The sequence below is a fragment of the Candidatus Zixiibacteriota bacterium genome (genome assembly GCA_036397555.1).
Lineage (GTDB): Bacteria > Zixibacteria > MSB-5A5 > WJJR01 > WJJR01 > DATKYL01.
On sequence record DASWIS010000008.1, the window covers coordinates 459,647 to 486,501 of the forward strand.

Below are 26,855 nucleotides of genomic sequence, written 5' to 3' on the forward strand. Positions count from 1 at the left end.
CATGAAGCCGCCGTCCGAATCATCGCCGCCCGTGCGGATCGGAGTCGTGGGCCTGGGCAACTGGGGCAAGAATCTGCTGCGGGAGTTTGCGCGGGGTGCGGGTTCGGTCGTTCCCATCGCGTGCGATGCGCATGCCCCCGCCCGCGACCGCGCCGCGGCGCAATACCCCGGCATGGTGATGACCGCCGATGTCGATGATATTCTCTCCAGTGATGTGGAAGCGGTCGTCGTGGCGACATTGCCGGAATCACATTACGATATCGCTGCTGCGGCAATAGCCCATGGGAAAGATGTCTTCGTCGAAAAACCGCTCGTGCTGGATGTGGCCGACGGCGAACGGCTGGTGGCGCAGGCCGAGAACGCCGGGCGCATCCTGATGGTCGGGCATATCATGGAGTATCACCCGGCGATACTGTGGCTGAAAAACTGCATCAACGAGGGCGGGCTCGGCGACATCTATTACCTGTATGCCCGCCGCGTCAATCTGGGACAGTTGCGAGACAACGAGAATGCGATGTGGTCGCTGGCGCCGCACGACATCTCCATGATTGCGTACCTGCTCGATGACGAGCCCCGCAGCGCTACGGCGGTCGGGCATAGTTATCTGCGGCCCGGCATCGAGGATGTCGTCTTCATGACATTCGAATTCGGCAAAAACCGACTCGCCCATGTCCATGCCAGTTGGCTGGATCCGCACAAGCGCCGTTCGCTCACCATCGTCGGACAGCGCCGAATGGCGGTCTTTTCCGACACCGAACCGTATGAGAAAGTTCGGATCTACGACAAGGGCGTCGATCTCAACTCCAACTTCGAGAGCTACGCCGAGTACCTGACATTGCGTCAGGGCAACATCCAGATTCCCGCCATCGACAACACACAGCCGCTGACGCTCGAATGCCGGCACTTCATCGAATGTGTCCGCAGCCGGACGACCCCGCGTTCCGACGGGCGCGATGGACTGCGCGTGCTGCGTGCGCTGGCGGCGGCGCAACAGTCGCTGGAAAACGGAGGCGCGCCGGTCACGATCCATAGCGTCACGGCCGGAGCGGTGCGATGAGCATCATTATCGATCCCACCGCTCGCGTCGGCGAAGGAACACGCTGGGGCGAGTTCTGCGTTGTCGGCGCCAACGTCCGGATCGGCCAGGGATGTGAAATCGGGCATCACGTTGTGCTCGCCGCCGACACGATCATCGGCAGCGGTGTTCGCATTGACGACGGCGCGGTGATTGGCAAGACACCGATGCGCGCCGCGAACACGGCGGTGACGAAGGACCGTGAGTTGGCCCCGGCACAGATCGGCGACGGGTGCATCATCGGCACTCATGCCATCGTTTATCGCGGGGCGACCATCGGGACACGGGTCTTGATCGCCGATCTCGCCACGGTCCGTGAAGATGTGACCATCGGCGATTTCACCATCGTCGGCCGCGGTGCGGCGGTCGAAAACCGCTGCACGATCGGCCGGTATTGTAAACTGGAGACCAACGTCTACATTACGGCATACTCGACGTTGGCCGACCGAGTCTTCGTCGCGCCCGGCGCATTGACCTCCAACGACAATTTTGTCGGACGGACCGAGGAACGGTTCAAGCACTTCAAGGGTGTCACCATAGCGCGCGGCGGCCGCCTCGGCGTCGGCGCGGTCGTATTGCCCGGTAAGAGCGTCGGGGCGGATGCATTGGTCGCGGCGGGAGCGCTGGTGACATCCGATGCACCGGCCGGGCAAATCGTCGCAGGCATACCCGCCAAGCCGATGCGCCCTGTTCCGCCGGAGCAACTGCTCGACGCACAAATCTGGCCCGATGTGAAAGAAGCGAAGTAACCATTTCGTTGAATGATCGCAGCATAGAATCTGTCGACGACGAGGAATCTTGTGCGGATCCCCATTATCGATTTGAGCCGCCAGCACGCCGCCATCGCCGATGAACTCCGCGGTGCCATCGACCGCGTGTTCGGACACAGTCATTTTATCCTGGGTCAAGAGGTGGTGGAATTCGAAAGGGCGGTCGCCGCCAAGTCCGGGGTCGAATACGCCGTCGGTGTCGCATCGGGCTCCGATGCCATATTGCTGGCATTGCACGCTTTGGGAATCGGCCGCGGCGACGAAGTCATACTGCCGACATTCACATTCTTTTCGACGGCCAGCTCGGTGACACGCTTGGGGGCAATGCCGACATTCTGCGACATCAATTCCGGCGACTACAACATTGATGTTGCCGATGCCGCATCGAAGATCACCGCCCGCACGCGCGCGATCATCGCCGTACATCTGTACGGTCAGATGGCGGACATGGCGGCGCTGCGCGAACTGACGCTGGAGCACGGACTGTGGCTCGTGGAAGACGCCGCGCAGGCGATCGGCGCTCACTATGATGGCGTTGGCGCTTGTGCATGTGGCGATGTCGGCTGCCTCTCTTTCTTTCCGACTAAGAATCTCGGCGGCGTCGGCGACGGCGGGATGGTCGTCACGGACAACGATGAGATCGCCGAAAGCGTGGCGTTGCTGCGCGCGCACGGAGCCAATCCCAAATACTTCCATCGAATCGTCGGGTACAATTCCCGTCTGGACGCGTTGCAGGCGGCCGTCCTCAACGTCAAGCTGGCTCACTTGGAAGACTGGTCACGCCAACGCCAAGCTCACGCCCGCGAATACGATCGGCGTCTCGACGGAGTGGGAGACATCAGGGTTCCGACGCGTGCGCTGGCGGCCGATCACATCTTCCATCAGTACACGATTGCCACGGCCAAACGCGATGCTTTACGTGGGCATCTGTCCGCGGCCGGAATTGGTTCGGAAATCTATTACCCTCGTGCCCTCCACCTGCAGGAGTGTTTCCACGAGTTTGGCGGCCGTGTCGGCGATTGTCCCAGGGCTGAACGCGCCTGCGAGCAGGTACTGTCGCTGCCGATCTTTCCGGAAATGACGGCCGACGAGCAATCCCGGATCATCGACACGATCATTCAATTCTACCGTTAGACCGACCGCTTTCGCACCCGATGGCGCGTTCCTCATCCGCACGCAATCGCAGACGATCACGGCTGCGCCGGCCGACGCTGATGACCGTATTTGGCACGCGGCCGCAGTTCATCAAACTCGCCGTGCTGTGGCGGGCGTTTGAAGATTCGTTTCGCTCCGTGCTGGTCGATTCCGGCCAACATTACGATTTTCGAATGGCGGGCGCATTTCTGAGTGAAACCGGGCTGCGACGTCCGGACCATCATCTCGGCATCGGCTCGGCGCCGGCGGCCTCGCAGGTCGGACGCATCGCCGACGCGCTCGACCCGCTGCTGGCGCGGACCAAGCCGGACGCGGTCGTCGTCTTCGGCGACACGAGCACCACGGCCGGCGGCGCGATCGCGGCGGCGTACCGCAACATCCCGTTGGCACACATCGAAGCCGGCATGCGTTCCGGCGAAATGTTCGCGGCCGAGGAGAAAAACCGGATCATCGCGGACCACTTGTCCCAGTGGCGGTTCGCGCCGACATCGACCGCTGTCGCAAATCTTCAGAGCGAAGGGATCGGGCGCGGCGTCTATGGGGTCGGTGATGTGATGTACGAACAATGGCGCGCATCGGTCGGGCACGTAGCTGTCGCATCCACATTAGAAGACCTCGGATTGGTGGCGGGTCATTTCTATTATCTGACCTGCCATCGTGCCGAGACCGTCGATGACGCCGAACGGTTGCGGCGTGTCATCGACATCGTCGCGGAGCTTGACCGTCCGGTGCTCTGGCCGCTGCATCCGCGCGCGGTAAAGTCGCTCCGGCGCCTGGGATTGCGCGCCCCACTGCGTCGTCTTCGCCACCTGATACTGGCCGAACCAATGGAGCACCGGGAGTCGCTCGCGCTCGTTTCTTCGGCACGTGCCGTGCTCACCGATTCGGGCGGAATCCAGCGTGAGGCGTACTGGTCGGGCACTCCATGCCTGTTACTGCGCGAACAGACCGAGTGGCGCGAGCTGTCGGATTGTCGCGCGGTCGTGCCGGTTGGGCTGCACACGGCCCGTGTACAGCGCGTATTGTCCCGGCCGTTGCGGTCGCCCCGCAGCGACGATCGGCTCTTCCGCCGCCGCCGCCCTGGCGCGGCCATTATCAGGCGACTGCATCAGGATTTGATGCGCGATTGATCGGCGCCCGAGGCATGAAAATGTCATCGAGAGTGCTCAGATGAGCGCTCAATCCCTGCGTTCCGCAGGCATGACCGTCGTCACCTTGTCGGTGGCAGGCAAGGGTATCGGTCTGGTGCGGGAAGTCGTCACGGCGGCGATCTTCGGCGCTTCGCTCGCGGTCGACTTGTTTCTGGCGGCCGTCACGATCCCGGTCGCCGTCGGCACAATTCTCTATCACTCGCTGCCCAACGCATTCGTTCCTCTGTTTTCGGACAGCGATTCACACAGCGGTCGCAATGCGGCGTGGATCGTCGCACTGTGCGCGGCCCCGGTGTCACTGTTGCTGTGGGCCGTCGCGCCCATTCTGGCACAAGTCACGACCGAGGGGTTTTCCCCCGAAGCGCGCACCGAGGCGATCTGGCTGTTCCGTATTGGATCCGCTTCAATCGTTTTTGCGGCCGCTGAGGCGCTGCTGCGCAGCCGATTGCTGGCGGCGCGCCGATTTGTGGCGGCCGGCGTTTCCGATGTCTGGCTCAGCACCATCACGATCGCCGCATTATTGATTCATCCCGAGGGCGGCGCGCGTACGCTCGCATGGGGATACACGCTCGGCACCGTGGCCGCAGCGTTCTGGTCCTTGTCCGCCGTGATTTTTGAAAAACGTGCGGCGCATCCGCCGTCCGCGTCGCACGCCCCGGAACACGCGCCGAAGCTGGGTTGGATCGCCGGCGTGCTGGTCACCGGCGTGGCGGGGTTCCTGTATGCGTTGATCGACCGACGCTTCGGGTCATTCCTGTCGGAAGGTTCGATTGCCTCCTTGCAGTATGCGTCGCTGTTGGCATCCCCGCTGCTGACAGTCTGCGGGATGGCTCTCAGCACCGCCGCATTCCCGTTCCTGGCCCGGGCCGTGCAATTGTCCGATCAAGCCGAGGTGCGCCGCATTCTCGACCGCAGCATGCGCTGGTCGTTACTGGTCGGCTCAGCGGCGACCGCGGTCCTGGTCATCCTGGGACCTGAGACCGCCAGCATCATATTCGAGCGAGGTGCGTTCGATGCCGGGGCGCGGACGGTGACCGGCAATGTCGCGCGTGTCTACGGAATCTGGCTCATTCCCGCCGTCATCAGCACGCTCGTTGCGCGGGTCTTTTATTCGATGGGTCGATGGCGACCGTTGTTCCTGGCGACGGCGTCTGGCGTCTGTATCAAGATCGGATTGAGTTTGTGGCTTGTCGGCCGCTACGATGTGATGGGCCTGGCCACGGCCTCCGCGTTCGCCTATTGCGTCATCGGGAGCATCATGCTTGCGTTGTTGCCGCGATGGTGTCTTCGGGGAGTGCTGGGTGGGTGGCTGAAGTTGATGATGACGGTCGTCCTGATAGTCGGCGGGATTGCGTTCCTTTTTCAATCCATTGTCCTCGACACTTCCATTGCATCTTGGCATCTGCTGGCGATCATCCGTGTGGGCATCACCGTCGTGCTCGGCGGTGCGATATTGCTCTTCGCGGGTCCCGACCTGGGGATCACTGAGCTGACTGCCTGGCGCAGCAAGGTCGTGAAGTTGGTTTTTCGCCAATCGGACAAGTGAGTTCAGTTTTGGACTCCCGTCTCGTCCGCGTCAGTCCGCCGATGCCAACCATCGATACCATCATCGTGATTCACCTGTCGTCGGATTGGCCCGACACGAACTATCGCTATGCCTTCACATCGCTGGCCGAGGAGCTTCCCGATCATGTCGCGACGATCTGCGTCAATCGTCCGATCGATGTGATCGTCGCGCCGATCAGGCACACGGCATCCTTTCTCTCCGGTTTCTGGCGTACCCGGGTTGAACGCGTGATGGAGAGATTGCTGGTGCTGACGCCGCGCGTGTTCGTCCACGAGTTGCTGGCCGCGCACAGTTCACTCATCACGGCTCAGAATGTCCGCGCCATGCGGCGTGCGCTCCGCCGGATTCTCGATGAACACTTCCCCGACACGAAGCGGATCATCCAATGGGTGCATCACCCGCATCAGCAATGGGTGTGCGATGCGTTTCCCGATGGCGGCAGCGTGTATTTGTGCTACGACGAGTACGCGTGCACGCCGGATGGCGTCTTTCAGGATGACCGCTGGTCGGCGGAAGCGCTGCTGCTGCGTTCCGCCGATGTGACATTCGTTGTGAATGAGTCAGTGGGGCGCCGCCGCGCCGCCGACGCACGGCGTCTGGAGTTGATGGACAATGGCATTCCGGACTTCTTCCTGGCGGATCGGCAACCGGCGTCCGACCCCATCGATGCGATCCCCGAACCGCGCATCGTCTACCTGGGGCAACTCTATTCGTTTCTCGACAGCCAGTTGCTGGCATCGGTCTTCGCCGCACACCCGGAGTGGCAGTTGGTCATGATCGGAGCATCGAACAACAGGCCCGCGAGTCTACGTCGTTTGCCGAATGTCCATTTCGTTGGGCGTCGGCCGCACGAGACGCTGCCATCGATTCTGCCGAAGTGCCGCGCCGGACTCCTTCCGTTTAAGATCAACGACTATTCGGCCGCATCGAACTTCCTGAAGCTCTATGCCTACTGGGCCGCGGGACTTCCGGTCGTCTCAACCAAGCTGCCGCAGTTCAAGCCGCATGAGCACCACCTGAGGTTCTCAAGCGCCGACCCGGTTTCATTTGCTGAGGCCATCCTTGAGGTACTGTCACAAGACCGCGAGTCGGTCGCTCGGATCCAAAGGAACAAGGCGCGCGAATTCACCTGGACAAAAATCAATCGTGAACATGTTGTCCCCGTGCTTCGCGAGGTGTTCGGTTTCTGATGGACGGCAAGCCACGACTGGCATTCATCGCACCCCGCGTCATGGGGAGTTTCGTTCGGCAGGATGCCGAAATGCTCCGCGCAGCGTTTCATGTCACCGTTTGGCAGCCGCACGGCGTTGCATCGTATCTGAGACTGCCACGGATCATCCAGTCCTGCGACCTGGTGTTAAACTGGTTTGCCGGCCGCCATGCCGTCATACCGTCGATGCTGGCCACATCGCGGGGGTTGCCCGTGGCGACGGTCATCGGCGGATACGAGGTCGAGTGGATCGCATCCCTCAGCTACGGAATCCGTCCGGGATCACGCAGCGAGTCCTTCGTCCATCAGATACTGCGGCGCTCGCACGCGATCCTCACCGTGTCGCAGGTGACACATCAGCATGCTCTTGATCGATACTCAGACTGCGCCGGACGGATGACGATGATTCCTAATGGAGTCGATACACGTCGCTTCGACTACTTTGCCGGACTGCCCCGGACATCGGTGCTGACGGTCGGGCAGATCACCGGGCAGACGATAGAGTTAAAGGGATTGAATGTGTTCTGGGATGCCGCAAGACGCACGCCGCATCGTGAGTTCGTGGCGGTCGGTCCCGCCGTCGATCGCGCCGCGCGACGGTTCGTGTCACTGTGCCCGCCCAACCTTCGTTGGAGGGGTTATCTGGACGGCGATGCGCTGGTCGACGAATACCGGCGCGCCTCCGTCTACGTGCAGCCGTCACGCCACGAGAGTTTTTCGCTGTCGACGGTCGAGGCGATGTCCTGCGGGTGTATCCCGATCGTTTCCGATTGCGGTGCGCTTCCGCAAGTCGTCGGAGATGCGGGTGTTGTGTTGACGCAACGGACTCCCGAGGCGGTTTCCGATGCCATCGAGCAGACATTCACTGCCGGTGAGGATGCCCGTCGGGCGGCACGTGCCTGGGCGGTCAATACATTCGACACTTCCAGACGGAAGTCGGCCCTCATCGGCGCCTTAGTCCGTCTACTGACTGAAAGCCCGTCTCCGGACAAACCAGGGATCGACTAAGTGACAATGGCAGTACTGGTTACCGGGTTGCAGACGAGGCGGATGGGGCAGAGCGGCGCAAGCTTTGCGGTGGTTAAAAGCCGTCCGATCATCTATAATCGTGTCGTGGGGGGACTCCCTTGACCAGGGCTTTTATCAGTGCCGTCGCTCAGTACCTGGGGCGCTGGCGGTGGATGTTGTGGGATCTGCTGTCACTTTATGCCGCCTCGGCGCTGATTTTCTGGCTGCGCATGCGGCTCGGTGACGCTCCCGAAGACATCCTGATCGCGCCGTCGACGTACCTGGGAGCGCTGCCATGGATGGCGCTCGGGTGGCTGCTGTTGTTCTCCGTCTTCGGCCTGTACCGCCGTGCTGCATCCGGCACGCCGACCGACAGTCTGAGCCGTGTCTTTCATGCGGTGACGTTCGGCATGTTTATCCTGCCGTTCATCCCCTTCGATTCGACTTGGCCCCTGGTGGAGTCGCGCGCCGCGCTCGTCGGCTACTGGGCGAGCGTGCTCTTGCTGATGGCGGGCGGGAGATTGATGCCCACGTTGCAGAGCGCTCCCCGAACCAACGGCGACAACGGTCGTATCAACAAGCGTCGTCTGGCCATACTCGCCACCGATGCGGTCGGCGTCGCGCTCGCCTACTATCTCGCTTTCTGGCTCCGATTCGACGGCGATATCGCTCATGATGCCTACAAGGCATTCTGGGACACACTGCCCCTGGTCTTTCTTGTTCGCGTCGCGTCGTTTACGTACTTCCGACTGTACTCCGGTGTCTGGCGTTACGCGTCCGTCAACGATCTCGTCTCCATACTCAAAGCGGTTAGTGTCGGTACAATCCTGCTGGTGCTTCCGGTTTTCTTCTTCGGCGTCGACGGCTACCCCCGCTCGGTCTTCATCATCGACTGGTTTCTGATGGTCGGATGGCTGGGCGGATCGCGTTTTGCCCTGCGGACTCTGCGCGAATTGACGCCGCGTTTCCTGCGGCGCGGCCGTCGCATCTTGATTATCGGTGCCGGCGATGCCGGTGAGATGGTTGTGCGCGAGTTGTGCAAGAATCCCAGCGGTCCCATGCTGCCGGTGGCGTTCATCGACGCCGACTCGCAAAAACACGGTGCGCGTCTGCATGGCATTCCGGTGGTCGGTGATCTCGACGAATTGGAAGCCGCCGTCGACCGTTTCCACATTACGGAAGTCCTCATCGCGATCCCGTCGGCGACCGGTTCACAAATGCGGCGAATCGTCGAGGAATGCGGACGCATTGGCGTGCGTTTCAAGACCGTGCCGTCGTTGCGGGAAATCATCGACGGCGGGTCGAGCGTGCGCGAGGCGCGCAATGTGCAGGTCGAAGACATCCTGCGGCGCTCGCCGGTCGATGTCGATCCCAGCCGAGTGGTCGGGTGGCTGGCCGGCAAGCGCGTGATGATCACCGGCGGCGCCGGCTCGATCGGGTCGGAACTGGCGCGACGCATGCTGCGCTTCGCACCGGCGGAAATCGCACTGGTTGACCGCGCCGAAAACGCGCTCCACGATCTGCTCGAAGAACTGGCCCGTCTCAAGTCCGGCGTGCGCATCGGCGGCTATCTGGCCGACATCACCGATCGGGCCCGATTCCATGCGTTGTTCGCCGATCATCCTCCGGATGTCCTGTTCCATGCCGCCGCTTACAAACAAGTCCCCCTGTCGGAAGAGTTTCCGGATGCCGCCGTGCTCAACAACGTCGGCGGATCGCGATTCCTGATGGATTGGGCGCTGGAACGCGGCGTCGACACCTTTGTCAACATCTCCACCGATAAGGCGGTTAATCCCTATAGCGTCATGGGGGCGACCAAACGGATCGCCGAATTGCTCGCGTTGCGCCGTGCGGCCGAAGAGAAGACCCGGTTCGTGAGCGTGCGCTTTGGCAACGTGTTGGCCTCCGACGGTTCGGTCGTACCGTTGTTCGAACGTCAGATTCGCGCCGGCGGGCCGGTCACGGTCACGACACCCGACGTCACCCGTTACTTCATGACCGCCGGCGAAGCGGCATTGTTGCTGTTGAATGCTGCGGTGATCGGACTCAACGGACAGATGCTGGTTTTGGATATGGGCGAGCCGGTGCGCATCTTCGATCTGGCGCGCGATCTGATCATTCTCAACGGGCTCCGCCCCGAAGACGACATCCCGATCGTGTTCACCGGACTGCGACCGGGCGAAAAAACGACGGAGGATCTCTTCGGCGAAGGTGTTCAGCCGCGCCCCTCGGGACACGACAAAATCTGGATCGTCGATGCGATCGACGATGCGCCGGACGACTTTGAGTCGCGCGTCACCGAATTGCTGACCTCCGCCCGCAGCGGACATGTCCGTCGCACCATGGCGATTCTGGCCAACCTCGTGCCCGGCTACCAACAACCGGCAACCTTGCCCACCACGCCCGGACCGATGGACACGGTGCAACTGTCCGGCGACGAGGAAGCCGCCGATCGCGTTGCGATGTGATCGGCGGGGTGTCGGTCTGTGCACGACCATCGTCCAGGTGTCATCTGACCCCCGCCCATGCTTGACTTGAAGTTTATCCGCGAGAATCCCGAACGGGTCAGCAGCGGGTCGCGCAACAAGAACGAACCGGACCGTGTTCACGAAGTCCTGGTGCTCGATGAGCAGCGACGCGCGATCATCGGCACGGTCGAGACACTCAAGCACGAGAAAAACACCGCGTCACAACAGATCGCGCAGTCCAGGAAGTCGGGGCAGGATGCGACCGACGCCATCACCGCGATGCGTCAGGTATCCGACCGCATCCAGGAGATGGACAACCAACTGCGCGAAGTTGAATTGCAGTTGCACGAATCGCTGCTCCGTATTCCCAATCCGCCCGATGTCGACCTTCCCGTCGGCGACGAGTCCCATAATCGTGAGATTCGCTGCTGGGGTGAGCCGCCGTCGTTCGCATTCAAGCCGCTCCCGCACTGGGAGCTGGGCGAGGCACTGGGCATCTTCGATGCGACGGCGTCCGCCAATGTCGCGGGCTCGGGGTTCACGGTTCTCAAACGTGACGGCGCCCGGCTTCAGCGCGCGCTGATTAATTTCATGCTCGATACGCACCGCGCGCGCGGATACGAGGAGTACCGCCTCCCGTATCTGGTAACGCCCCGTACGATGACCGGCACGGGTCAGTTGCCGAAGCTGGCCGAGGACATGTACAGGATCGAATCCGACGATGTATACCTCATTCCCACGGCCGAAGTGCCGCTCACCAATTTGTCCGCCGATTCGATCATCCCCCAGTCTCATCTGCCGCAACGAATGGCGGCGTACACGCCCTGCTTTCGCCGGGAGGCGGGCGCACACGGCAAAGACACGCGCGGGATGATGCGCGTGCACCAATTCGACAAAGTGGAACTGGTCAAAATCGTCGAACCCGAATCGTCACCCGACGAACACGAATCCTTGACCGCCGATGCCGAAGCGATTCTCCGCGCGCTGAAGCTGCCATATCGCGTACGGCTTCTGGCGACCGGTGATCTCTCGTTCGCCGCAGCCCGTTGCTACGACCTTGAAGTCCACGCGGCCGGGGTCGATGCGTGGCTGGAAGTCTCCTCGTGCTCGAACTTTCGTGACTTTCAGGCCCGACGGATGGGGCTGCGTATCCGTCCGGCCGATGGCGGCAAACCATACTTCCCCCACACCCTGAATGGCTCGGCGCTGGCATTGCCGCGTACGATGATCGCCATTTGGGAAAACTATCAAACGGCCAGGGGAACGATCCGAATCCCCGACGCGCTGATCCCCTTCATGGGTGGGCAGACCGAAATTGCGTGAGCTTGTGTCGCACTTTCGCCCGTCGTATATCTCCACTGTATTGTAACAACTGATTGCCCCCGAGGGGGCGGCATCGGATCGGACTCTGACGTGCGACGACGACTCTGGCGTATCATCCATGATCCCGCCGGCTACACCGGCCTGCCCCTGGCGTTTAAGGGTCTGCTCATTCTGGGATTGGCTGTCATCGCCGCGCTGCTGATTTATTCCACCACCAAACTGGTCACCAAGCTGAAGGAGTCCGAACGGCGGCTCGCGCAGGCGTACGCCGCGCAGTGGAAGCGTGCCGCCGAAACGACCGATCCGCAGGAGATCGGCTATCTCTTCGAGCAGATCATCATCAAAAGCGACTTCCCGATCATCGTCGCCGAGCCCGCCGGCGACCCCCTGTACTGGCGGGGACTGCCGGGAATTGCCGATCACGACACCATCGGTGCGACACGCGAGCGCATCCGCGCGATGATGGTTGACATGTCACGCGAGTATCCTCCCGTGCCCATCACCTACGGTGACCATCTGCTGTACAACCTTCACTATGGCGACTTTCGCCTGCTCTCAAATGTGCAGCGTCTGCCGTATATCGGCATTGCCGTGATGGCGCTGTTCATACTGATCGCGTATGTCAGCTTCCGCAACATCAAGCGAGCCGAGCAGCGCTATATTTGGGTCGGCATGGCCAGGGAAACGGCGCATCAACTGGGCACGCCGCTGTCGTCCTTGATGGGATGGCTGGAACACATATCCGAGCAGCGTGATGCCGCTCCTCAGAATGTCGAGATTATCAATCACATGCGGGCCGACGTCGCGCGTCTGCGTCTCGTGGCGAATCGTTTCGGCATGATCGGGTCGGTGCAAGACAAGAGCGTACTGCCGGTCGCGCCGATCGTGCGCGAGACGACCGCTTACTTCCGTGCGCGCCTGCCCCATTCCGGCACCGGCGTGGCGCTACTCGAAGACTACCAGCCGGCGCCGTCGGTGCCGATCAATGCCGATCTGATCGCCTGGGTGCTGGAGAATCTCATCAAAAACTCTTTGGATGTCGTAGATTCCAGGACCGGACGCATCATGGTCGCGGTCCGTCCGCACGCGAAAGACGGCGTGATCATCAGCGTCGAAGACAACGGCCCCGGCATTCCGGCGCGCGACCAATCGAAGATTTTTCATGCGGGCTTCACGACCAAGAAGCGCGGCTGGGGGCTGGGATTGACCCTGGCACGACGCATCGTCATGGAATACCACGACGGCGATTTGTACCTGGAGACATCGGTGCCGCAGAAGGCCACGCGCTTCGCCCTGCATTTGCCGGCATCATGACGTATCGTCACGTGGGGCCAGTCGTTCACGAGAGGAGTCACATGTCACAAGCTCCCAAGCAGGTGCTCTGGGTCGACGACGAAATCGAGATGCTCAAGCCGCACATCATCGTGCTGCAGGAGCGCGGATATGAAGTCACCGGCGCCCATTCCGGCGATGACGCGCTGGAGTATGTCCAGAAGCAGCGCTTCGACCTGGTCCTGCTCGATGAGCACATGCCGGGGCGCGACGGCCTCTCCACGCTGGAAGAGCTCAAACGGCTTGCCCCCAACCTCCCGGTCGTGATGGTGACCAAAAGCGAAGAAGAGCACCTGATGGATCAGGCGATCGGTAAGAAAATCGACGACTACCTCACCAAACCGATCAATCCATCCCAGGTCGTCTCGGTCGTCAAGAGGCATCTCGAACGCCGCCGCATCGAATCAGAGCATCTGGCGCGGCAGTACGTCGAGGACTTCCGCCGGCTGCAGGAAAACCTCCCGCGTAACGCCGACTGGAGGAAATGGATCGATGCGCACTCGGTCTTGTCGCGCTGGGATCTCGAACTGGACCGCTTTACCAATCTGGGACTCGATCAGACACACCGTGAACACAAGCGCGAGACCAATACCGAGTTCGGCCGCTGGGTCGAGACCTACTATCCGCAGTGGCTGGCCCAACTGGATTCACCTGACCGTCCGCCGCTGTCGATTGATGTCATCGACCGCTGGGTGGCGCCGCACCTGCGCGAGGGACGCAAGGTCTACTTCTTCGTGATCGACTGCATGCGGCTGGACCATTGGCTGGCCATCGAGCCGGAGTTGGCGGAGTCCTTCGAGATCAAACGGGACCACTATTTCTCCCTCTTACCGACGGCGACCCCGTTTTCGCGCAACGCCATCTTTTCCGGTATGTTCGCCGATGAAATTCAACGGCTGTATCCGGAGCTATGGCAGATCGGCGACAAAGATGAGTTTTCACGCAATCGGCTGGAACGACAACTGCTCGACCAACAATTGGCGCGGCTGGGCGTGCGGCTGAAGGGCGAGGCGCGTTATGTCAAGGTTCTCGACTTTAGCGAGGGCGACAACCTGGCGCGCAAATTCGGCTCTTATCTCAATCAGCCGCTGTTGTCGGTCGTGTACAACTTCATCGACCATCTATCCCACGGGCGTTCCGAGGATGAAATCCTCCATGAACTGGCCCCCGACGAGGATGCATTTCGTAAACTGGCCAAAACGTGGTTTCTGAATTCCTCGTGGGTGAAGGTCATGCGCCAGATCGCCTCCGACCCGGATGCGGTTGCGATCGTTACGACCGATCACGGCAGCATCATGGGGACACGCGGCACGGTTGTGCACGGCCGGCGCGACACCTCGTCGAATCTGCGTTACAAGTATGGCGACAATCTCAAGGCCGAGCCGAAAGACGCGGTGTTCGTCCGCGACACGAAGTCATACCGGCTGCCGAGTTTCACGATTAACACGACGTATCTGATCGCCAAGGAAGACTGTTTCTTCGTCTATCCGACCAATTTCAACGAGTACCAGCGCAAGTTCGCCAACACCTTTCAGCATGGCGGCATTTCGTTGCCGGAAATGGTGCTGCCGATTGCCACACTGACGCCGAAGTAGGCCATGCGTCGGTTGGATTGTCCCCGAATGTGAATCGAGGAACGCGTTTGATGGCGGCCCCGCCGCAAACCGTGCGTCGTGAATGCGGCAGTGTGGCCGAGACCGAGGCAGCCGCTGCGGAATTTGCACAAGATCTGGCGCCGGGCGACTGGGTCGGACTGATCGGTACCCTGGGAGCCGGTAAGTCGGTCTTTGCGCGTGCCGTGGCAAGGGCGCTGGGGGTCACATCGGCCATCCCGTCACCGACTTTCACGATCCTCAACTGCCTGAGCGGTCGACTCCCCGTGTATCACATCGATTGTTATCGTGTTTCGACGGCTTCGGAACTGGAGTTCGCTGGCGTCTGGTCATGCTTCGACAGTGACGGTGTTTGTCTCGTCGAGTGGGCGGACCGGATCCCCGAAGCCTGGCCCGATAATGCCTGGATCGTGTCGATCGAGGCCATTGACGCAGTGCGCCGACGCATAGCAATCACACGGCATCAACTCGGGCACGCATGATCGTTCTCGGATTCGATGCCACCGGCCCGTTGGTGACCGTCGGTCTGGCCGATGATGACCGGGTCATCGGTCGTTGGGATCACCCCGCGACCCGCACGCGCGGCAACATTCTCGAGAACGTAATGGATCGGGCGCTGGCCGAATCGAAGATGGTGCGTACCGATGTCGAAGCGCTCGCCCTGGCGACCGGACCGGGTTCGCTGACCGCCGGTCGCATTGCGTGGGCGACTGCATCGGGATGGGCGCAAGCGGCCGGCATCCCCGTGACCGGGTGGTCAGTCCCGGAACTGCAGCGTCGATTCTGGTTTGAGACCATGGGAGGGGCCAGTGGCGACGTCCCAATCGAAGTCCTGACGTGTCTCATTCACCACCGGAAAGAAGAGACCTACGCTTATCGCATTGACCCGACACAAGTCCACTCCCCACCGACTGTGATCACGCCCGACACGAATCACAGGGGGAGCAACGAGGGAGGGCTGGTTTGCGGACCGGCACTGTATGGCAACCAGCAGCGATGGTTCGGAGTGTTCGGCCCTGGGGCGAAATTCGCGCCGGAGGAACAATGTGTGATCGGCGGTGATTGCATCGCGTTGTGGGCTTGTCATGATATCAAGGCGGGGCACCGGCTTAATCTGGACCAATCGCCGATCGACTATGGCCGGCCGCCCTCGTTTCGTAAACATCAGCACAATGCGTAACGCGCTTCCAACCCTCCGACCCATGCGCTCCGGCGATCTCAAACAGGTCGCCGCCGTCGAACGATCCTGTTTCGATGATCCCTGGCCGATGTCCGCGTTTCGTGAGATGCTCTCATCGCCGCGGTCGTATCTCCTGGCGGCAGTTGATCCGTCAGACACAGTCATCGGGTATCTCTGCTCGATCTGTCTCGCCGATGAATTGCAGATTCAAAACATCGCGGTCATGGCCGGGTATCGTCGGCAGGGCTTCGGACGGCTGCTGATGGCCGCCGCCGAAGAAGAAGGGATCCGGCGGGGCGCCGTCAGTGCCGTCCTGGAGGTCCGCGACCGGAACAAAGCGGCATTGGCGTTGTACACGGCGATTGGTTATCGTCAGATCGGGCATCGGCGCGGGTATTACGATGACCCGCCAGCGGATGCGCTGGTCTTGGCCAAGGCGCTGGCCCCCGTCACGGACGGCCCCGATGGAATGGTTTCGTAAAGCCAAAGCGACGCTCAGCGGTGATAACCGTCGGGACATCCCCGACGGTCTCTGGACCAAGTGCAATTCGTGCGGTGAGATCATCTATTCACGCGAGCTGGAACGGAATTTCTGGGTCTGTCCCTCGTGTGATCACCACTTTCGCATCAGTCACTCCGACTACATCCGGCTTCTGCTGGATCAGGGCGCATTAGAAGAGTTCGACCGGGGTTTGGTCGCCCGCGATCCTCTGGAGTTCAAAGACAAGAAGAAGTATCCCGACCGCATCGCCGACTCACAGCGGAAGACAGGACTGGCCGATGCCATCGTCTGCGGGATCGGCAGGATCGGCGGGCGCGAGGTCTCTTTTGGCGTCATGGAATTCGCCTTCATCGGCGGCAGCATGGGATCGGTCGTCGGCGAGAAAGTGGCCCGGGCGATCGAGCGCGCGCTGACACGTCACATCCCGCTGGTGATCGTCTCCTGTTCCGGCGGAGCGCGTATGCAGGAGGGGATACTCTCGCTGCTGCAAATGGCCAAGACCAGTGTCCTGCTGGCGGAATTGTCCGAAGCGAAGATTCCGTACCTGTCGATTCTCACCAATCCCACGACCGCGGGCGTCATGGCGTCGTATGCTTCGCTCGGAGATGTGATTATTGCCGAACCGGGGGCGCAGCTTGGGTTTGCCGGGCCACGTGTCATCCGCGACACGATCCGTCAGGAACTCCCCGAGGGATTTCAGAGTTCCGAGTTTTTCCTGCAGCATGGATTCTTAGACCGCATCGTTGCCCGTAAGGAACTTAAGGCGACCGTGGTCACGCTGCTGACTTTCCTGTGCGGACCCGGCTCGGGTGTCCTCGACAAGACCGGACATACGGTTTCTGTCGGCGATAACGGCGACAAAGCGCCGCTGAACTGATCCGCCACCCCCCCGGATTCATTCCCATGTCAACAAAATCCCCGACAGGGGACAGGCCTCGGTCGGCCTCCGACTATGCCTCCGCAATCCATCGGCTCTACTCGCTGGAGTTCGCGAGTATTCGGCTGGGTCTGGATAACATCAGCAAACTTTGCCGGGCGCTCGGCGATCCGCAGGATCGGTTCGTATGCATCCACATCGCCGGCACCAACGGCAAGGGCTCAGTCTGCGCGATGCTGGATGCAATCCTGCGCGCCGCCGGGCATCGGACCGGGCGTTTCACATCTCCGCATCTGCGCGATTTGCGGGAGCGTGTCCTGATTGACGGCCGTCCCGTTCCCCGTGGCTGGGTGCAGGAGTTTCTCGACCGCCATTGGACCATGATATGCCGTGAACGATTCTCGTTCTTCGAGACGATGACCGCATTCGCCTTCGACAGTTTTGCCCGCGCTAACATCGACATCGCCGTCATTGAAGTCGGTCTCGGTGGACGGCTCGATGCCACCAACATCATCACGCCGGCGCTCTCGGTCATCACACGGATCGCCGCTGATCATCAACACCTGCTGGGCGATACACCGGCGAAGATCGCCGTCGAGAAAGCGGGGATTGTAAAGGAGGGAGTGGGGATCCTGACCGGTCCGTTGGCGCCGGAAGCATCCGCCGCGATTGCCAAAATCGCCGAATCACGTCATGCGCCGATCTGGGATGCGCACGAACTCATGTCAGATCGAGGATCACGCCGCATGCTCCCCGGCGATGGCGAGGCGTGGCGCACGCCGCTGGTGGGGCCGCATCAAACAGGCAATGCAGCGATTGCAATCGCGGCCGCCGTGGCCGCGGAGGCCGCGGGGATTCCAATTTCGCCCGGCGCGGTGCGATTTGGCCTGCGCCTGGCACATTGCGCGGCTCGGTTTCAGGTTCTGGCCGGACGGCCAACGACCGTGTTCGATGCCGCCCACAATCCCGATGGCATGCGGGCATTGGTTTCGACGTGGCGGAGCGTCTTCGGAAGCCGTAGGGCCGTCCTGCTCGTCGCGATCAAAGAGGACAAGGATTATCGCTCAATGTTGCGCACGCTCCGTCCGGTTGCCGACGCGCTCGTCTCGTGTCCGTTGCCGGTCATGCCGGGAGTCGGACAAGCAGCGATTGCGGCAATCGCGGAAAGACGCGGTTTGCCGTTTGTGTGGGAAGAAACCCCGCGTCAGGCATTCTCCCGCGCCCGACAGCTCGCCGGCCCCGATGGAATCGTACTCGTCACCGGTTCTCACTTCCTGATCGGGGAGATCATTCCCGCGGCGGCCATATTTCCTCCGCCGGGTCCGAATGGTGTTTTCAATCGCCTGACGCGAAGAGGGCTCCTCCAGGCGGCGGCTGATCCGGGAGAGCCGTTTGGCGAGCTGGCTGACGGGAACGATTCGGGCTGACTGTTGTTATTGCACAGATTGCCACGCGGCGGATGCGGCACGTCACTTTAGGCGATGCGACGGATTCGCGACGTGATCAAGGGTTGACTTGTCCATGCCGATCCGATACCGTCAGTGGCTCTGACCCCGGAGGATACAATGAGCAAACCCATTGAAGTGACCGATGCCAACTTTCAGCAGGAAGTCCTGCAGTCCGACGTCCCCGTATTGGTCGATTTCTGGGCCGAATGGTGCGGCCCCTGCAAGCTGATCGGCCCGGTTGTAGCGGAATTGGCGAGCCAATACGACGGCAAGCTTAAAGTCGTCAAAGTCGACGTCGACAAAAACAACGCCACCGCCGGACAGTACCGCATCATGAGCATCCCATCGCTGTTGATCTTCAAGGGCGGCGAAAAGGTCGATCAGATCGTCGGGGCAGTCCCGAAAGAGAATCTTGTCGAACGTCTCGACGCCGTGCTTAACTGAGCTGACTGCCGTACGTGTTGCGCACGCTGCGGGGCCATCGAATCCCAACCGGGGATCCGATGGCCCATTGCATTTCCGGCGCCATCAGTCGGAGCATCTGCTATCGTGTAGAATAATTGTATCGTGGGCATCAAGAGACGTATCGACATGTGTGGAAGAGCGTCGATAAACGTACAGGGGCAGATCTGAGTTCGGAGTTCAGATGACGTTCGTCGTACGGCAGTGGTCATGGGGCGGCAGCCCGGTCGGCGGCAGTCTGATGCCGCGCGGGGTGAAGATGCTGCTGTACGCGAATATCGGCGTCTTCCTGCTTCAGTTATTCGCCCACGACGACATCGTCCGTTACTTCGGACTGAGCCCGGTTCTGGTGGCCGGGGGTGCCGTCTGGCAGCCGGTGACTTACATGTTCCTGCACGGCGGCTTCATGCACCTTCTCTTCAACATGTTTGCCTTGTGGATGTTTGGGCGCGATCTGGAGTTGGATTGGGGCGCCGGCGCGTTTGTGCGGTATTACTTTGTTACCGGCATCGGCGCCGGGCTCGTGACGGTGGCAATGCTCTGGGGATCGCCGATTCCTACGATTGGCGCTTCCGGGGCGGTCTTCGCCATACTGCTCGCCTTCGGCATGACGTATCCGAATCGGCTGATCTACATCTGGTTTCTGTTTCCAATCAAAGCGAAGTACTTCGTGATGATGTTCGGAGCGCTGGAGTTCCTTGCGTCCATGAAGGGCAGTGCTGATGGAATCGGTCACTTTACGCATTTGGGCGGACTGGCCGTCGGGTTTCTCTATCTGCGTCTGGAGCGGCGCGGCGTCCGGCTTCGCTTCCCGCGACCGTTTGCGTGGCTGGGGCGATGGCGTGCCAAACGCAAAGCACATGAACTGCGACGCCGCTGGGACGAACAGCGCGAACTGATGGAGTCGGTCGATCGTGTTCTGGACCGCATCAACGAGGTCGGTTACGACCATCTGACTGACGAGGAGCGCCGCACCCTCGAACGCGCCTCCAGCCGCCTCTCCAGCCACTCCGAAGACCGCTCATAGTTGTGCTCCACCCAAAAGTCTTGCATCCGGTAAAGTCCGCATCATATTGGGAACCGGTTGGCCCCGACTGTGTTGGAAGACTGGATGACCATCGAAAACCTTCGATCCCCCATGCGCCCTTTGAGGCGCTCGGCATTGAATTCCGCATGGATCGCGCTGTTGTTGTGTGCGATGAGCTCTGTCTCGACATGGGCTCAATTCGGTGAGCTCAGTGACGGAGACGAACCGATTCTGACCGTTCGCACTTACGCCTCATATGATACCGTCCGCGCGGCCGATACCGTATGGCTGGCAGTGCGCCTCGACCTGCCGCCGCGATACCACATCAACTCGGCTCAGCCGCTGCAGGACTTCCTGATTCCCTCCAAACTGGAGTTGGTTTTCCCGGAAGGTCTTTCTCTCGGCGATATCCGCTACCCCGAGGGTGAGACAATCCCGCTGCTCGGTGAGAGGATGTCGGTGTACAGCGCTGGCGACCTGGTATTGGCGTCAGTGATCGTCTCGTCGCAGACAGCGAGCGGTCCGATCGGCGTGACCGGCGTATTTCACTATCAGGCGTGCGACGACAACTCATGTCTTCCCCCCGATCGCGTCACAGTCGAGTGGAGACTGATCGTTGCCGATGAGCGTGGATCGGCGCGCTATCCTGACATCTTTGCGCCCGTGACGAATTCCGCTGAGCCCGTTGCACCGATCAGGAGCGGGGTGACGATACCCCCACAACAGGAATCCGATTTGGAACGGCTCGTGCGCGAGCATGGCACATGGGGTTATGTCCTCGCGCTGCTGTTGGCATTCAGCACCGGATTGCTGCTGTCGTTTTCGCCCTGTACCTATCCGATGATCCCCATCACGGTCTCGATCTTTGCCGGGCAGGCGCGCGGACCGGGACGGGGCTTCGTGTTGTCGCTCTTCTATGTGCTGACCATGGCGGTCCTCTATGGAATTATGGGCATCGTCGTGGCATCGGTCGGCGGCGTCTTCGGCGCCTGGCTGGCACACCCGGTCGTGGTCGGCGCGATCGCGGTCATCTTCGTCGTCTTTGCACTCTCAATGTTCGGTCTGTATGAGCTACAGGTGCCCTTGGCGCTGCGCAACAGGATGGCGGGCCAGGGGGGGGAAGGCGTCGGCGGCGCCATCGTACTGGGTGCTGTGGCTGCCCTTGTGGTCTCGCCGTGCGTGGGGCCATTCGTAGCCGGGATTCTGCTCTATGTTGCCACCGCCGGATCGGCGGTGTTGGGGTTTCTGGTGTTGTTTACCTTTGCGCTGGGATTGGGCACACTCTTCCTGCTCATCGGGACTTTTTCATCGGCGATCACCGCGCTCCCCCACGCCGGAATGTGGATGGAATCGGTCAAGAAGTTCTTTGGTTTTGTCCTCCTGCTCATGGCACTGTATTTCCTGCGTGCGCTTATTTCGACTCCATTGCTCGCCCTTCTGACCGGACTGCTGCTGCTGTCGGCGGGCGTCTTCGGCGGTGGTTTCGACCGCCTCACGGCCGAAGCCGGATTCTTCCCGCGTCTGAAGAAACTCTTCGGCATCCTTTGCTTCATTCTGGGGCTGTATTTCTTTGGCGGGTATCTGGTCAGTTCGGGTCTTTTGTGGTCGCCGCTGAATCTCTCGCAACTGGACGGCACCGCCGCGTCGGGTTCGATGCATGATGGGGAAATCCCTTGGGGAGACGATCTTCATGCTGGTATCGCCCGCGCCAAAACCGAGGGACGTCCGATACTGATCGACACGTGGGCGACATGGTGCATCAACTGCAAGCTGCTGGACACCAGGACATGGCCCGATGCGCGCGTGGTCGCCGAGGCGAAGCGTTTCGTGCCGATCAAGCTGCAGCTGGAGACAAGCAGCGCCCCTGAAACGCGCGAGTTCCTCGACTACTTTGGATTGAAGCAATACTCGTTGCCGACCACCATCCTGATCGACACGCGCGGCGGAGTGCAGAGTTTCCAGGGGTTCCTGGATGCCGATGAAATGCTCGGCCGCCTGAAGTCCGTAACGTAGTTCACGCCGGTATTCAGGGCCGGCCCTTCACAATTGGTCCCATCGGTGGAAAATCGGTTGCCGCCGCGGTGCGGTGGGTCATTTCTTCGCCTGTGATGACTGCTGCCAAATCCCGACGTCTGTTTCTGATCGATGGCACCGCGCTGGCCTACAAAGCGTACTTTGCCTTCATCCGCAACCCGCTGCGCAATTCCAAAGGTGAGAATACGTCGGCGGTTTTTGGCGTCGCCAATTCGCTCCTAAAGCTTCGTCGCGATGAACACCCCGACTTCTGGGTGTTCACATTCGACCGCCCGGAGCCGACATTCCGTCACGAACTCGACCAGCAATACAAAGCCACCCGTGAAGCGACACCCGATGAACTGATCGACCAACTCCCCCGCGTGAAGGAAGTGGCCGCGGCGCTCGGCTGCCCGTTGATGGAGATGGCCGGCTACGAAGCCGACGATCTGATCGCCACACTCGCACGCAAAGGAGTCGAAGAGGGACTCGAAATTGTCATTGTCTCCGGCGACAAGGACCTGATGCAGTTGGTGAGCGACCGGGTGTCGATCTACAACCCGCGCAAAGCGGGTGCGGAGATCGAGCGCCTCGATCCTGGGGGGGTCGAGGAGAAGTTCGGCGTGCCGCCCGATAAGGTGCGTGATGTCCTCGCGTTGATGGGTGACACCTCCGACAATGTCCCCGGTGTTCCCGGCATCGGGCCCAAGACCGCTGTGCAGTTGATCCGCGAGTACGGTGATCTTGAAGCGACCCTGGCGGCCGCCGACAAAATCAAGCGTCCCGCTTTGCGCGACAAGCTCAAGGAATTTGCCGATCAGGCACGCCACTCCATGCGCATGGTGACGCTCGAAGATCAGTGCCCGATTGCCTGGACTCCCGACGCATGGGAGGTCGCCCGCGCCGACCGTGCGCGCGCCTTGAAGGTCTTCAGCGAACTGGAATTCAAGTCGCTGTCAAAGTGGCTCGAGGGCGGCGATACGACGAGTGAGGAGTTTCCGGCAGCCACGAAAGACAAGCCCGGGACTTACGAAGGTGTCAAGTCGCTGTCACAGTTGGACAAGATCGTAACCGACATGATGAAGGCCGAATGGCTGGCGGTCGATACCGAGACGACATCGCTGTCCACTCTCGACGCGCGACTCGTCGGGATTTCGCTGTCTTATTCTGCGGGCCACGCATACTACATCCCGGTCGGACACGACGATTCCGCTTCGAATCTGGCCCTCGAGGATGTCCTCGAGCGTCTCATTCCCATTCTGACCGGCAACGGACCGAAGCTGATCGCGCAGAATGTCAAGTACGATGCCGGCATCTTCGCGCAATACAACATAGAACTGTCCAATATCGGTTTTGATCCGATGCTGGCGTCGTACTGTCTCGACCCCTCGGCACGCGCCCATGGTCTGGATCATCTTGCCGAATTCCACTGCGGGCATACCATGCAGCCGATCACCGATCTGATCGGCACCGGCAAAGATCAGAAAAACTTTGCCAGCGTCGATGTCAACGCCGCGACCTACTACGCCGCCGAGGACGCCGACTACACCTACCGCCTCCATGGGATTCTATCGCCCGAGCTGGACAAGGCCGGTGTCCGCCGATTGTTCGACGACATTGAACTGCCCTTGGCGACGGTCCTCGGGCGCATGGAACGCGCCGGAGTCCGAGTCGACGAGAAATATCTGAAGCGACTCTCCGGCGAAATGGAAACGCAGATCGCCGAGCTGACATCCGCCATCTATGAAGCGGCCGGGGAGGAGTTCAATCTCAACTCCCCCACCCAGTTGGGGCGCATCCTCTTCGACCGGCTCCAGCTTAGGTCTGCACGACGAACATCGAAGACGTCTCAGCGTGCGACCGATGTCGGCGTGCTCGAGAGTCTCGCTGCTGAACATGCAGTACCGCGTCTGATGCTGGACTATCGTCAGGTGACCAAGTTGAAGTCGACCTATGTCGACGCGCTCCTGGGACTGATTCATCCCAAGACCGGCCGTGTCCATACGTCGTTTCAGCAAACGGTCGCGGCCACCGGGCGGCTCTCGTCGTCCGATCCCAATTTGCAAAACATTCCGGTGCGCACCGAGGAGGGACGCAAAATCCGCGCGGCATTCGTGCCGCGCGACGGCCGGCATACGCTCCTAGTGGCGGATTACTCCCAAATCGAACTGCGGTTGATGGCGCACTTTTCCGAAGATCCGGCTCTGGTCAGCGCCTTCCGTGATGCCGCCGATGTCCACGCGCGCACGGCCGCCGAGATTTTTGGCATTCCCGAATCGGATGTCTCGCCGAAACAGCGCCGCCTCGCCAAGACGGCGAATTTCGGCATCATCTACGGGGTCTCGGCCTACGGTCTGTCTCAGCAATCCGACCTCTCGGTCGGCGAAGCCAGAGAGTTCATCGACGCCTACTTCCGGCGCTATCCCGGCGTCCGTCAGTTCATCGACCAGACTGTCGAGAAGGCGCGCGCAGAGGGGATCGTACGGACAATGTCCGGGCGACGCCGCTTCTTGCCTGACATTAAATCATCCGATCGCCGCAGCCGCGAGTTCGCCGAACGCACGGCGGTCAACACGCCGATGCAGGGGACGGCCGCCGACATCATTAAAATGGCGATGATCGAAATCGACCGGCGGTTGCGTGATGAAGGCAAAGCGTCTGTCATGACCCTGCAGGTGCATGACGAGCTGGTATTTGATGCACCCAAGTCGGAAATCGACTGGCTCCGACCCGTGGTCAGGGACGCGATGGAGAATGTCGTCAAGCTCAGTGTACCGCTCTCCGTCGACATCGGCGCCGGCGCCAACTGGCTGGATGCAAAGTAGACTCAACCGACAAAGCCGTCTGTGTGTAAGACGCAAAGTGAATAGTCATCGAATGAACAGACCGCACACGATGCGCCCCGCTACCAGCGTTCTGACTCTTGCCGTTCTGTTCGTCGCTGGTCTTTTGCCGACGCACTTGCGGGGCGACGAGATTTCATGGCCCGCGTGGGATGACGTGCTCGGCAGGGCGGCGTCCGATCCCGCCGCAAAGTATGGGCTGTACGTCTACCGTACCCTGGCCGTGCCGCATCCCGATGTCTATCTCAGGGCCGATCTTCTGACCTCGGAGATCATTGAAAGCCTGCCCGGCGGCCGTGGCGCCTATCGCGCCTCTGATCTTCGTGACTATCAATTCTTTGATGACCTGCGCTCGGGCGCGATCAGCGGACGCCCCTTCAGTTGGCGCGACTGGGTGGTCATCCCCGACAGCGTCTACGACGATCCAATCACTCCGTCATCGGCAAAGCGGTGGATCGACCGACGCTCCACGCCGGTCGCCGTTCTCCTGCAGGCGGTGTCTCCACGATTGAACACGGTGGAAGGTGCCGTCATGCGCTTTGTTCAGTCGCGACGGTCCGGACGATCGCCCGACAGCGTGTATGTCATTATCGACGGGGAGGGCACCGGATATTTGCTCGATGGTCATCGCCTGCTGCGCGGCGGCATTCACGAGACCTCTCCGGAGACCTCGTGGTTGAAACCCGCCATCGTCTTCAACGACCGTGCGACATACTATCCGCTTTTGGGTCGCGATGACCGCAGCCGCGATACTGCGCTCGCGCGCGCGGTCCAGCGACTTGGGCCGGTCGGTATGCTGAATCTACCGGTACAAGCGTTGCAGCGCATCAACACCCTCCGGAGCATCGCACGACTTGACAGTGACCGAGAGAAATTTCTGGCTGCAGTGCTCTGCTCTGGTCTCCGTGACCTCTCGATGACACCGGTCCGGGACGCCTGGTCACGCGCATGGGATTCGTCGGGATCAATTATGCCGGCGTGTCGCTCGGCCATGATGGCTGCGGCTCTATTCGCCGCAAACCGGCTGAGCCCCGCCACGCGGCGACTATGCCGTATGATCGATCGCAATGCGTTCGCAGAGGGCACGGCGGAACTGCAATCGTCTTATCTCAGTTTGACCGGCCGGATGGCGAATCGTGCCGACACAGCCGACACCATGCAGGAAAGCTGGGGCATTCTCTGGGGACGTGATTTCATCGACATCGGCATCGATGACATCGTGCGAACCCGCGCAGGGGAAAGCTTCTCACAGATGCAAGCCATGTCGGCGGTTCTCAGCGCCGCCGGTGTCGATTATTTCTGCCTGAGTCTGTGGGCGCCGAACTTGATGGCACCCGAGCAATACTGGATCATCGCTGCCGGTGGCACGCATCAATTCAATCTCGGTCGCTGGACCCCGGTCCCCAAGGCGAAAGGCACATTTGACCGGTCCGTACTTCTGTCAACCGGGTACGGGCTGCCGGGACGGTGGGTCGAACTCACGAAAGGGCCCTTATGCACCGACGCCGAGCCGTTGCAGATTGCCGGCGAACTCAATCGCATCAGCCGAGAGGTTCCCGGAGCCGACATTCAGATACGTTTCCCTAACGGGCAGCTGGCTCGACTTCTTGATGTATCCACTCAGATTGCCGACGAACAATGGCGCATCGTCAAGATGTGCTGGGACTGTGTCACGTCGGATTCGACCGAAACCGCTCTCTCGCCATGAGTTTTCTTCTACGCCACACTGCGTGCCCGGCGCATATTCATACCCGATGGCAAAGTCCACCCGATCTGTACAACGCATTCCCCCACCCATCGTCGGGATCATCGGTCCCATCGGGTCCGGCAA

Annotated in this window: 21 protein-coding genes; all 21 read left to right on the forward strand. The window is 61.0% G+C overall.

Annotation, left to right across the window (positions count from 1 at the left end):
- The first annotated feature begins 1 nt into the window (after position 1).
- Complete coding sequence (locus VGB22_03505) at positions 2 to 1,057, forward strand: Gfo/Idh/MocA family oxidoreductase (GenBank protein ID HEX9750345.1); 1,056 nt, start codon at positions 2 to 4, stop codon at positions 1,055 to 1,057.
- Positions 1,054 to 1,824: an acyltransferase gene (locus tag VGB22_03510; protein HEX9750346.1), complete on the forward strand. Its 771-nt coding sequence runs from the start codon at positions 1,054 to 1,056 to the stop codon at positions 1,822 to 1,824. Before VGB22_03505 ends, VGB22_03510 begins: the two co-directional genes overlap by 4 nt.
- 51 nt (positions 1,825 to 1,875) lie before the next feature.
- Positions 1,876 to 2,979 carry a DegT/DnrJ/EryC1/StrS family aminotransferase gene (locus tag VGB22_03515; GenBank protein HEX9750347.1) on the forward strand — a complete coding sequence of 368 codons (1,104 nt, stop codon included), beginning with the start codon at positions 1,876 to 1,878 and terminating at the stop codon, positions 2,977 to 2,979.
- Positions 2,980 to 3,059: 80 nt separating this feature from the next.
- Complete coding sequence (locus VGB22_03520; protein HEX9750348.1) at positions 3,060 to 4,130, forward strand: UDP-N-acetyl glucosamine 2-epimerase; 1,071 nt, start codon at positions 3,060 to 3,062, stop codon at positions 4,128 to 4,130.
- Positions 4,131 to 4,170: 40 nt separating this feature from the next.
- On the forward strand, positions 4,171 to 5,697 hold the full coding sequence (locus VGB22_03525; GenBank protein ID HEX9750349.1) for a lipid II flippase MurJ: 1,527 nt from the start codon (positions 4,171 to 4,173) through the stop codon (positions 5,695 to 5,697).
- 41 nt (positions 5,698 to 5,738) lie between these two features.
- Positions 5,739 to 6,908: a glycosyltransferase gene (locus VGB22_03530; protein ID HEX9750350.1), complete on the forward strand. Its 1,170-nt coding sequence runs from the start codon at positions 5,739 to 5,741 to the stop codon at positions 6,906 to 6,908.
- Positions 6,908 to 7,936, forward strand: coding sequence for a glycosyltransferase family 4 protein (locus VGB22_03535; protein ID HEX9750351.1), 1,029 nt, complete (start codon positions 6,908 to 6,910; stop codon positions 7,934 to 7,936). Before VGB22_03530 ends, VGB22_03535 begins: the two co-directional genes overlap by 1 nt.
- Before the next feature lie 119 nt (positions 7,937 to 8,055).
- Positions 8,056 to 10,404: a nucleoside-diphosphate sugar epimerase/dehydratase gene (locus tag VGB22_03540; GenBank protein ID HEX9750352.1), complete on the forward strand. Its 2,349-nt coding sequence runs from the start codon at positions 8,056 to 8,058 to the stop codon at positions 10,402 to 10,404.
- Positions 10,405 to 10,461: 57 nt separating this feature from the next.
- Positions 10,462 to 11,727, forward strand: a complete 1,266-nt coding sequence (gene serS, locus VGB22_03545; GenBank protein ID HEX9750353.1) for a serine--tRNA ligase — start codon at positions 10,462 to 10,464, stop codon at positions 11,725 to 11,727.
- Positions 11,728 to 11,817: 90 nt separating this feature from the next.
- Entirely contained in the window at positions 11,818 to 13,041 is a 1,224-nt protein-coding gene (locus VGB22_03550) for a HAMP domain-containing sensor histidine kinase (protein HEX9750354.1), read from the forward strand.
- A gap of 41 nt (positions 13,042 to 13,082) precedes the next feature.
- A complete protein-coding gene (locus tag VGB22_03555) occupies positions 13,083 to 14,654 on the forward strand; it encodes a bifunctional response regulator/alkaline phosphatase family protein (protein HEX9750355.1) in 1,572 nt (523 codons plus the stop codon).
- Between the two features lie 50 nt (positions 14,655 to 14,704).
- Positions 14,705 to 15,154: a tRNA (adenosine(37)-N6)-threonylcarbamoyltransferase complex ATPase subunit type 1 TsaE gene (gene tsaE, locus VGB22_03560; GenBank protein ID HEX9750356.1), complete on the forward strand. Its 450-nt coding sequence runs from the start codon at positions 14,705 to 14,707 to the stop codon at positions 15,152 to 15,154.
- Positions 15,151 to 15,852 (forward strand): tRNA (adenosine(37)-N6)-threonylcarbamoyltransferase complex dimerization subunit type 1 TsaB, encoded by a 702-nt coding sequence (tsaB, locus tag VGB22_03565; protein HEX9750357.1) that lies wholly within the window; start codon positions 15,151 to 15,153, stop codon positions 15,850 to 15,852. Before tsaE ends, tsaB begins: the two co-directional genes overlap by 4 nt.
- 22 nt (positions 15,853 to 15,874) lie before the next feature.
- The gene (gene rimI, locus VGB22_03570; GenBank protein ID HEX9750358.1) at positions 15,875 to 16,333 is read left to right on the forward strand and encodes a ribosomal protein S18-alanine N-acetyltransferase; all 459 of its coding nucleotides are present in this window, start codon (positions 15,875 to 15,877) and stop codon (positions 16,331 to 16,333) included.
- The gene (accD, locus tag VGB22_03575) at positions 16,317 to 17,231 is read left to right on the forward strand and encodes an acetyl-CoA carboxylase, carboxyltransferase subunit beta (GenBank protein HEX9750359.1); all 915 of its coding nucleotides are present in this window, start codon (positions 16,317 to 16,319) and stop codon (positions 17,229 to 17,231) included. The genes rimI and accD overlap by 17 nt, the downstream gene beginning before the upstream one ends.
- A 26-nt stretch (positions 17,232 to 17,257) precedes the next feature.
- Positions 17,258 to 18,658 (forward strand): Mur ligase family protein, encoded by a 1,401-nt coding sequence (locus VGB22_03580; GenBank protein HEX9750360.1) that lies wholly within the window; start codon positions 17,258 to 17,260, stop codon positions 18,656 to 18,658.
- 138 nt (positions 18,659 to 18,796) lie between these two features.
- Positions 18,797 to 19,123: a thioredoxin gene (gene trxA, locus VGB22_03585; protein ID HEX9750361.1), complete on the forward strand. Its 327-nt coding sequence runs from the start codon at positions 18,797 to 18,799 to the stop codon at positions 19,121 to 19,123.
- Between the two features lie 202 nt (positions 19,124 to 19,325).
- Complete coding sequence (locus tag VGB22_03590; protein ID HEX9750362.1) at positions 19,326 to 20,168, forward strand: rhomboid family intramembrane serine protease; 843 nt, start codon at positions 19,326 to 19,328, stop codon at positions 20,166 to 20,168.
- A 171-nt stretch (positions 20,169 to 20,339) separates the two neighbouring features.
- Complete coding sequence (locus tag VGB22_03595; protein ID HEX9750363.1) at positions 20,340 to 22,181, forward strand: cytochrome c biogenesis protein CcdA; 1,842 nt, start codon at positions 20,340 to 20,342, stop codon at positions 22,179 to 22,181.
- Between the two features lie 95 nt (positions 22,182 to 22,276).
- Positions 22,277 to 25,006 (forward strand): DNA polymerase I, encoded by a 2,730-nt coding sequence (gene polA / locus VGB22_03600; GenBank protein ID HEX9750364.1) that lies wholly within the window; start codon positions 22,277 to 22,279, stop codon positions 25,004 to 25,006.
- A 52-nt stretch (positions 25,007 to 25,058) separates the two neighbouring features.
- Positions 25,059 to 26,732 carry a hypothetical protein gene (locus tag VGB22_03605; GenBank protein HEX9750365.1) on the forward strand — a complete coding sequence of 558 codons (1,674 nt, stop codon included), beginning with the start codon at positions 25,059 to 25,061 and terminating at the stop codon, positions 26,730 to 26,732.
- The last annotated feature ends 123 nt before the right edge of the window (positions 26,733 to 26,855 follow it).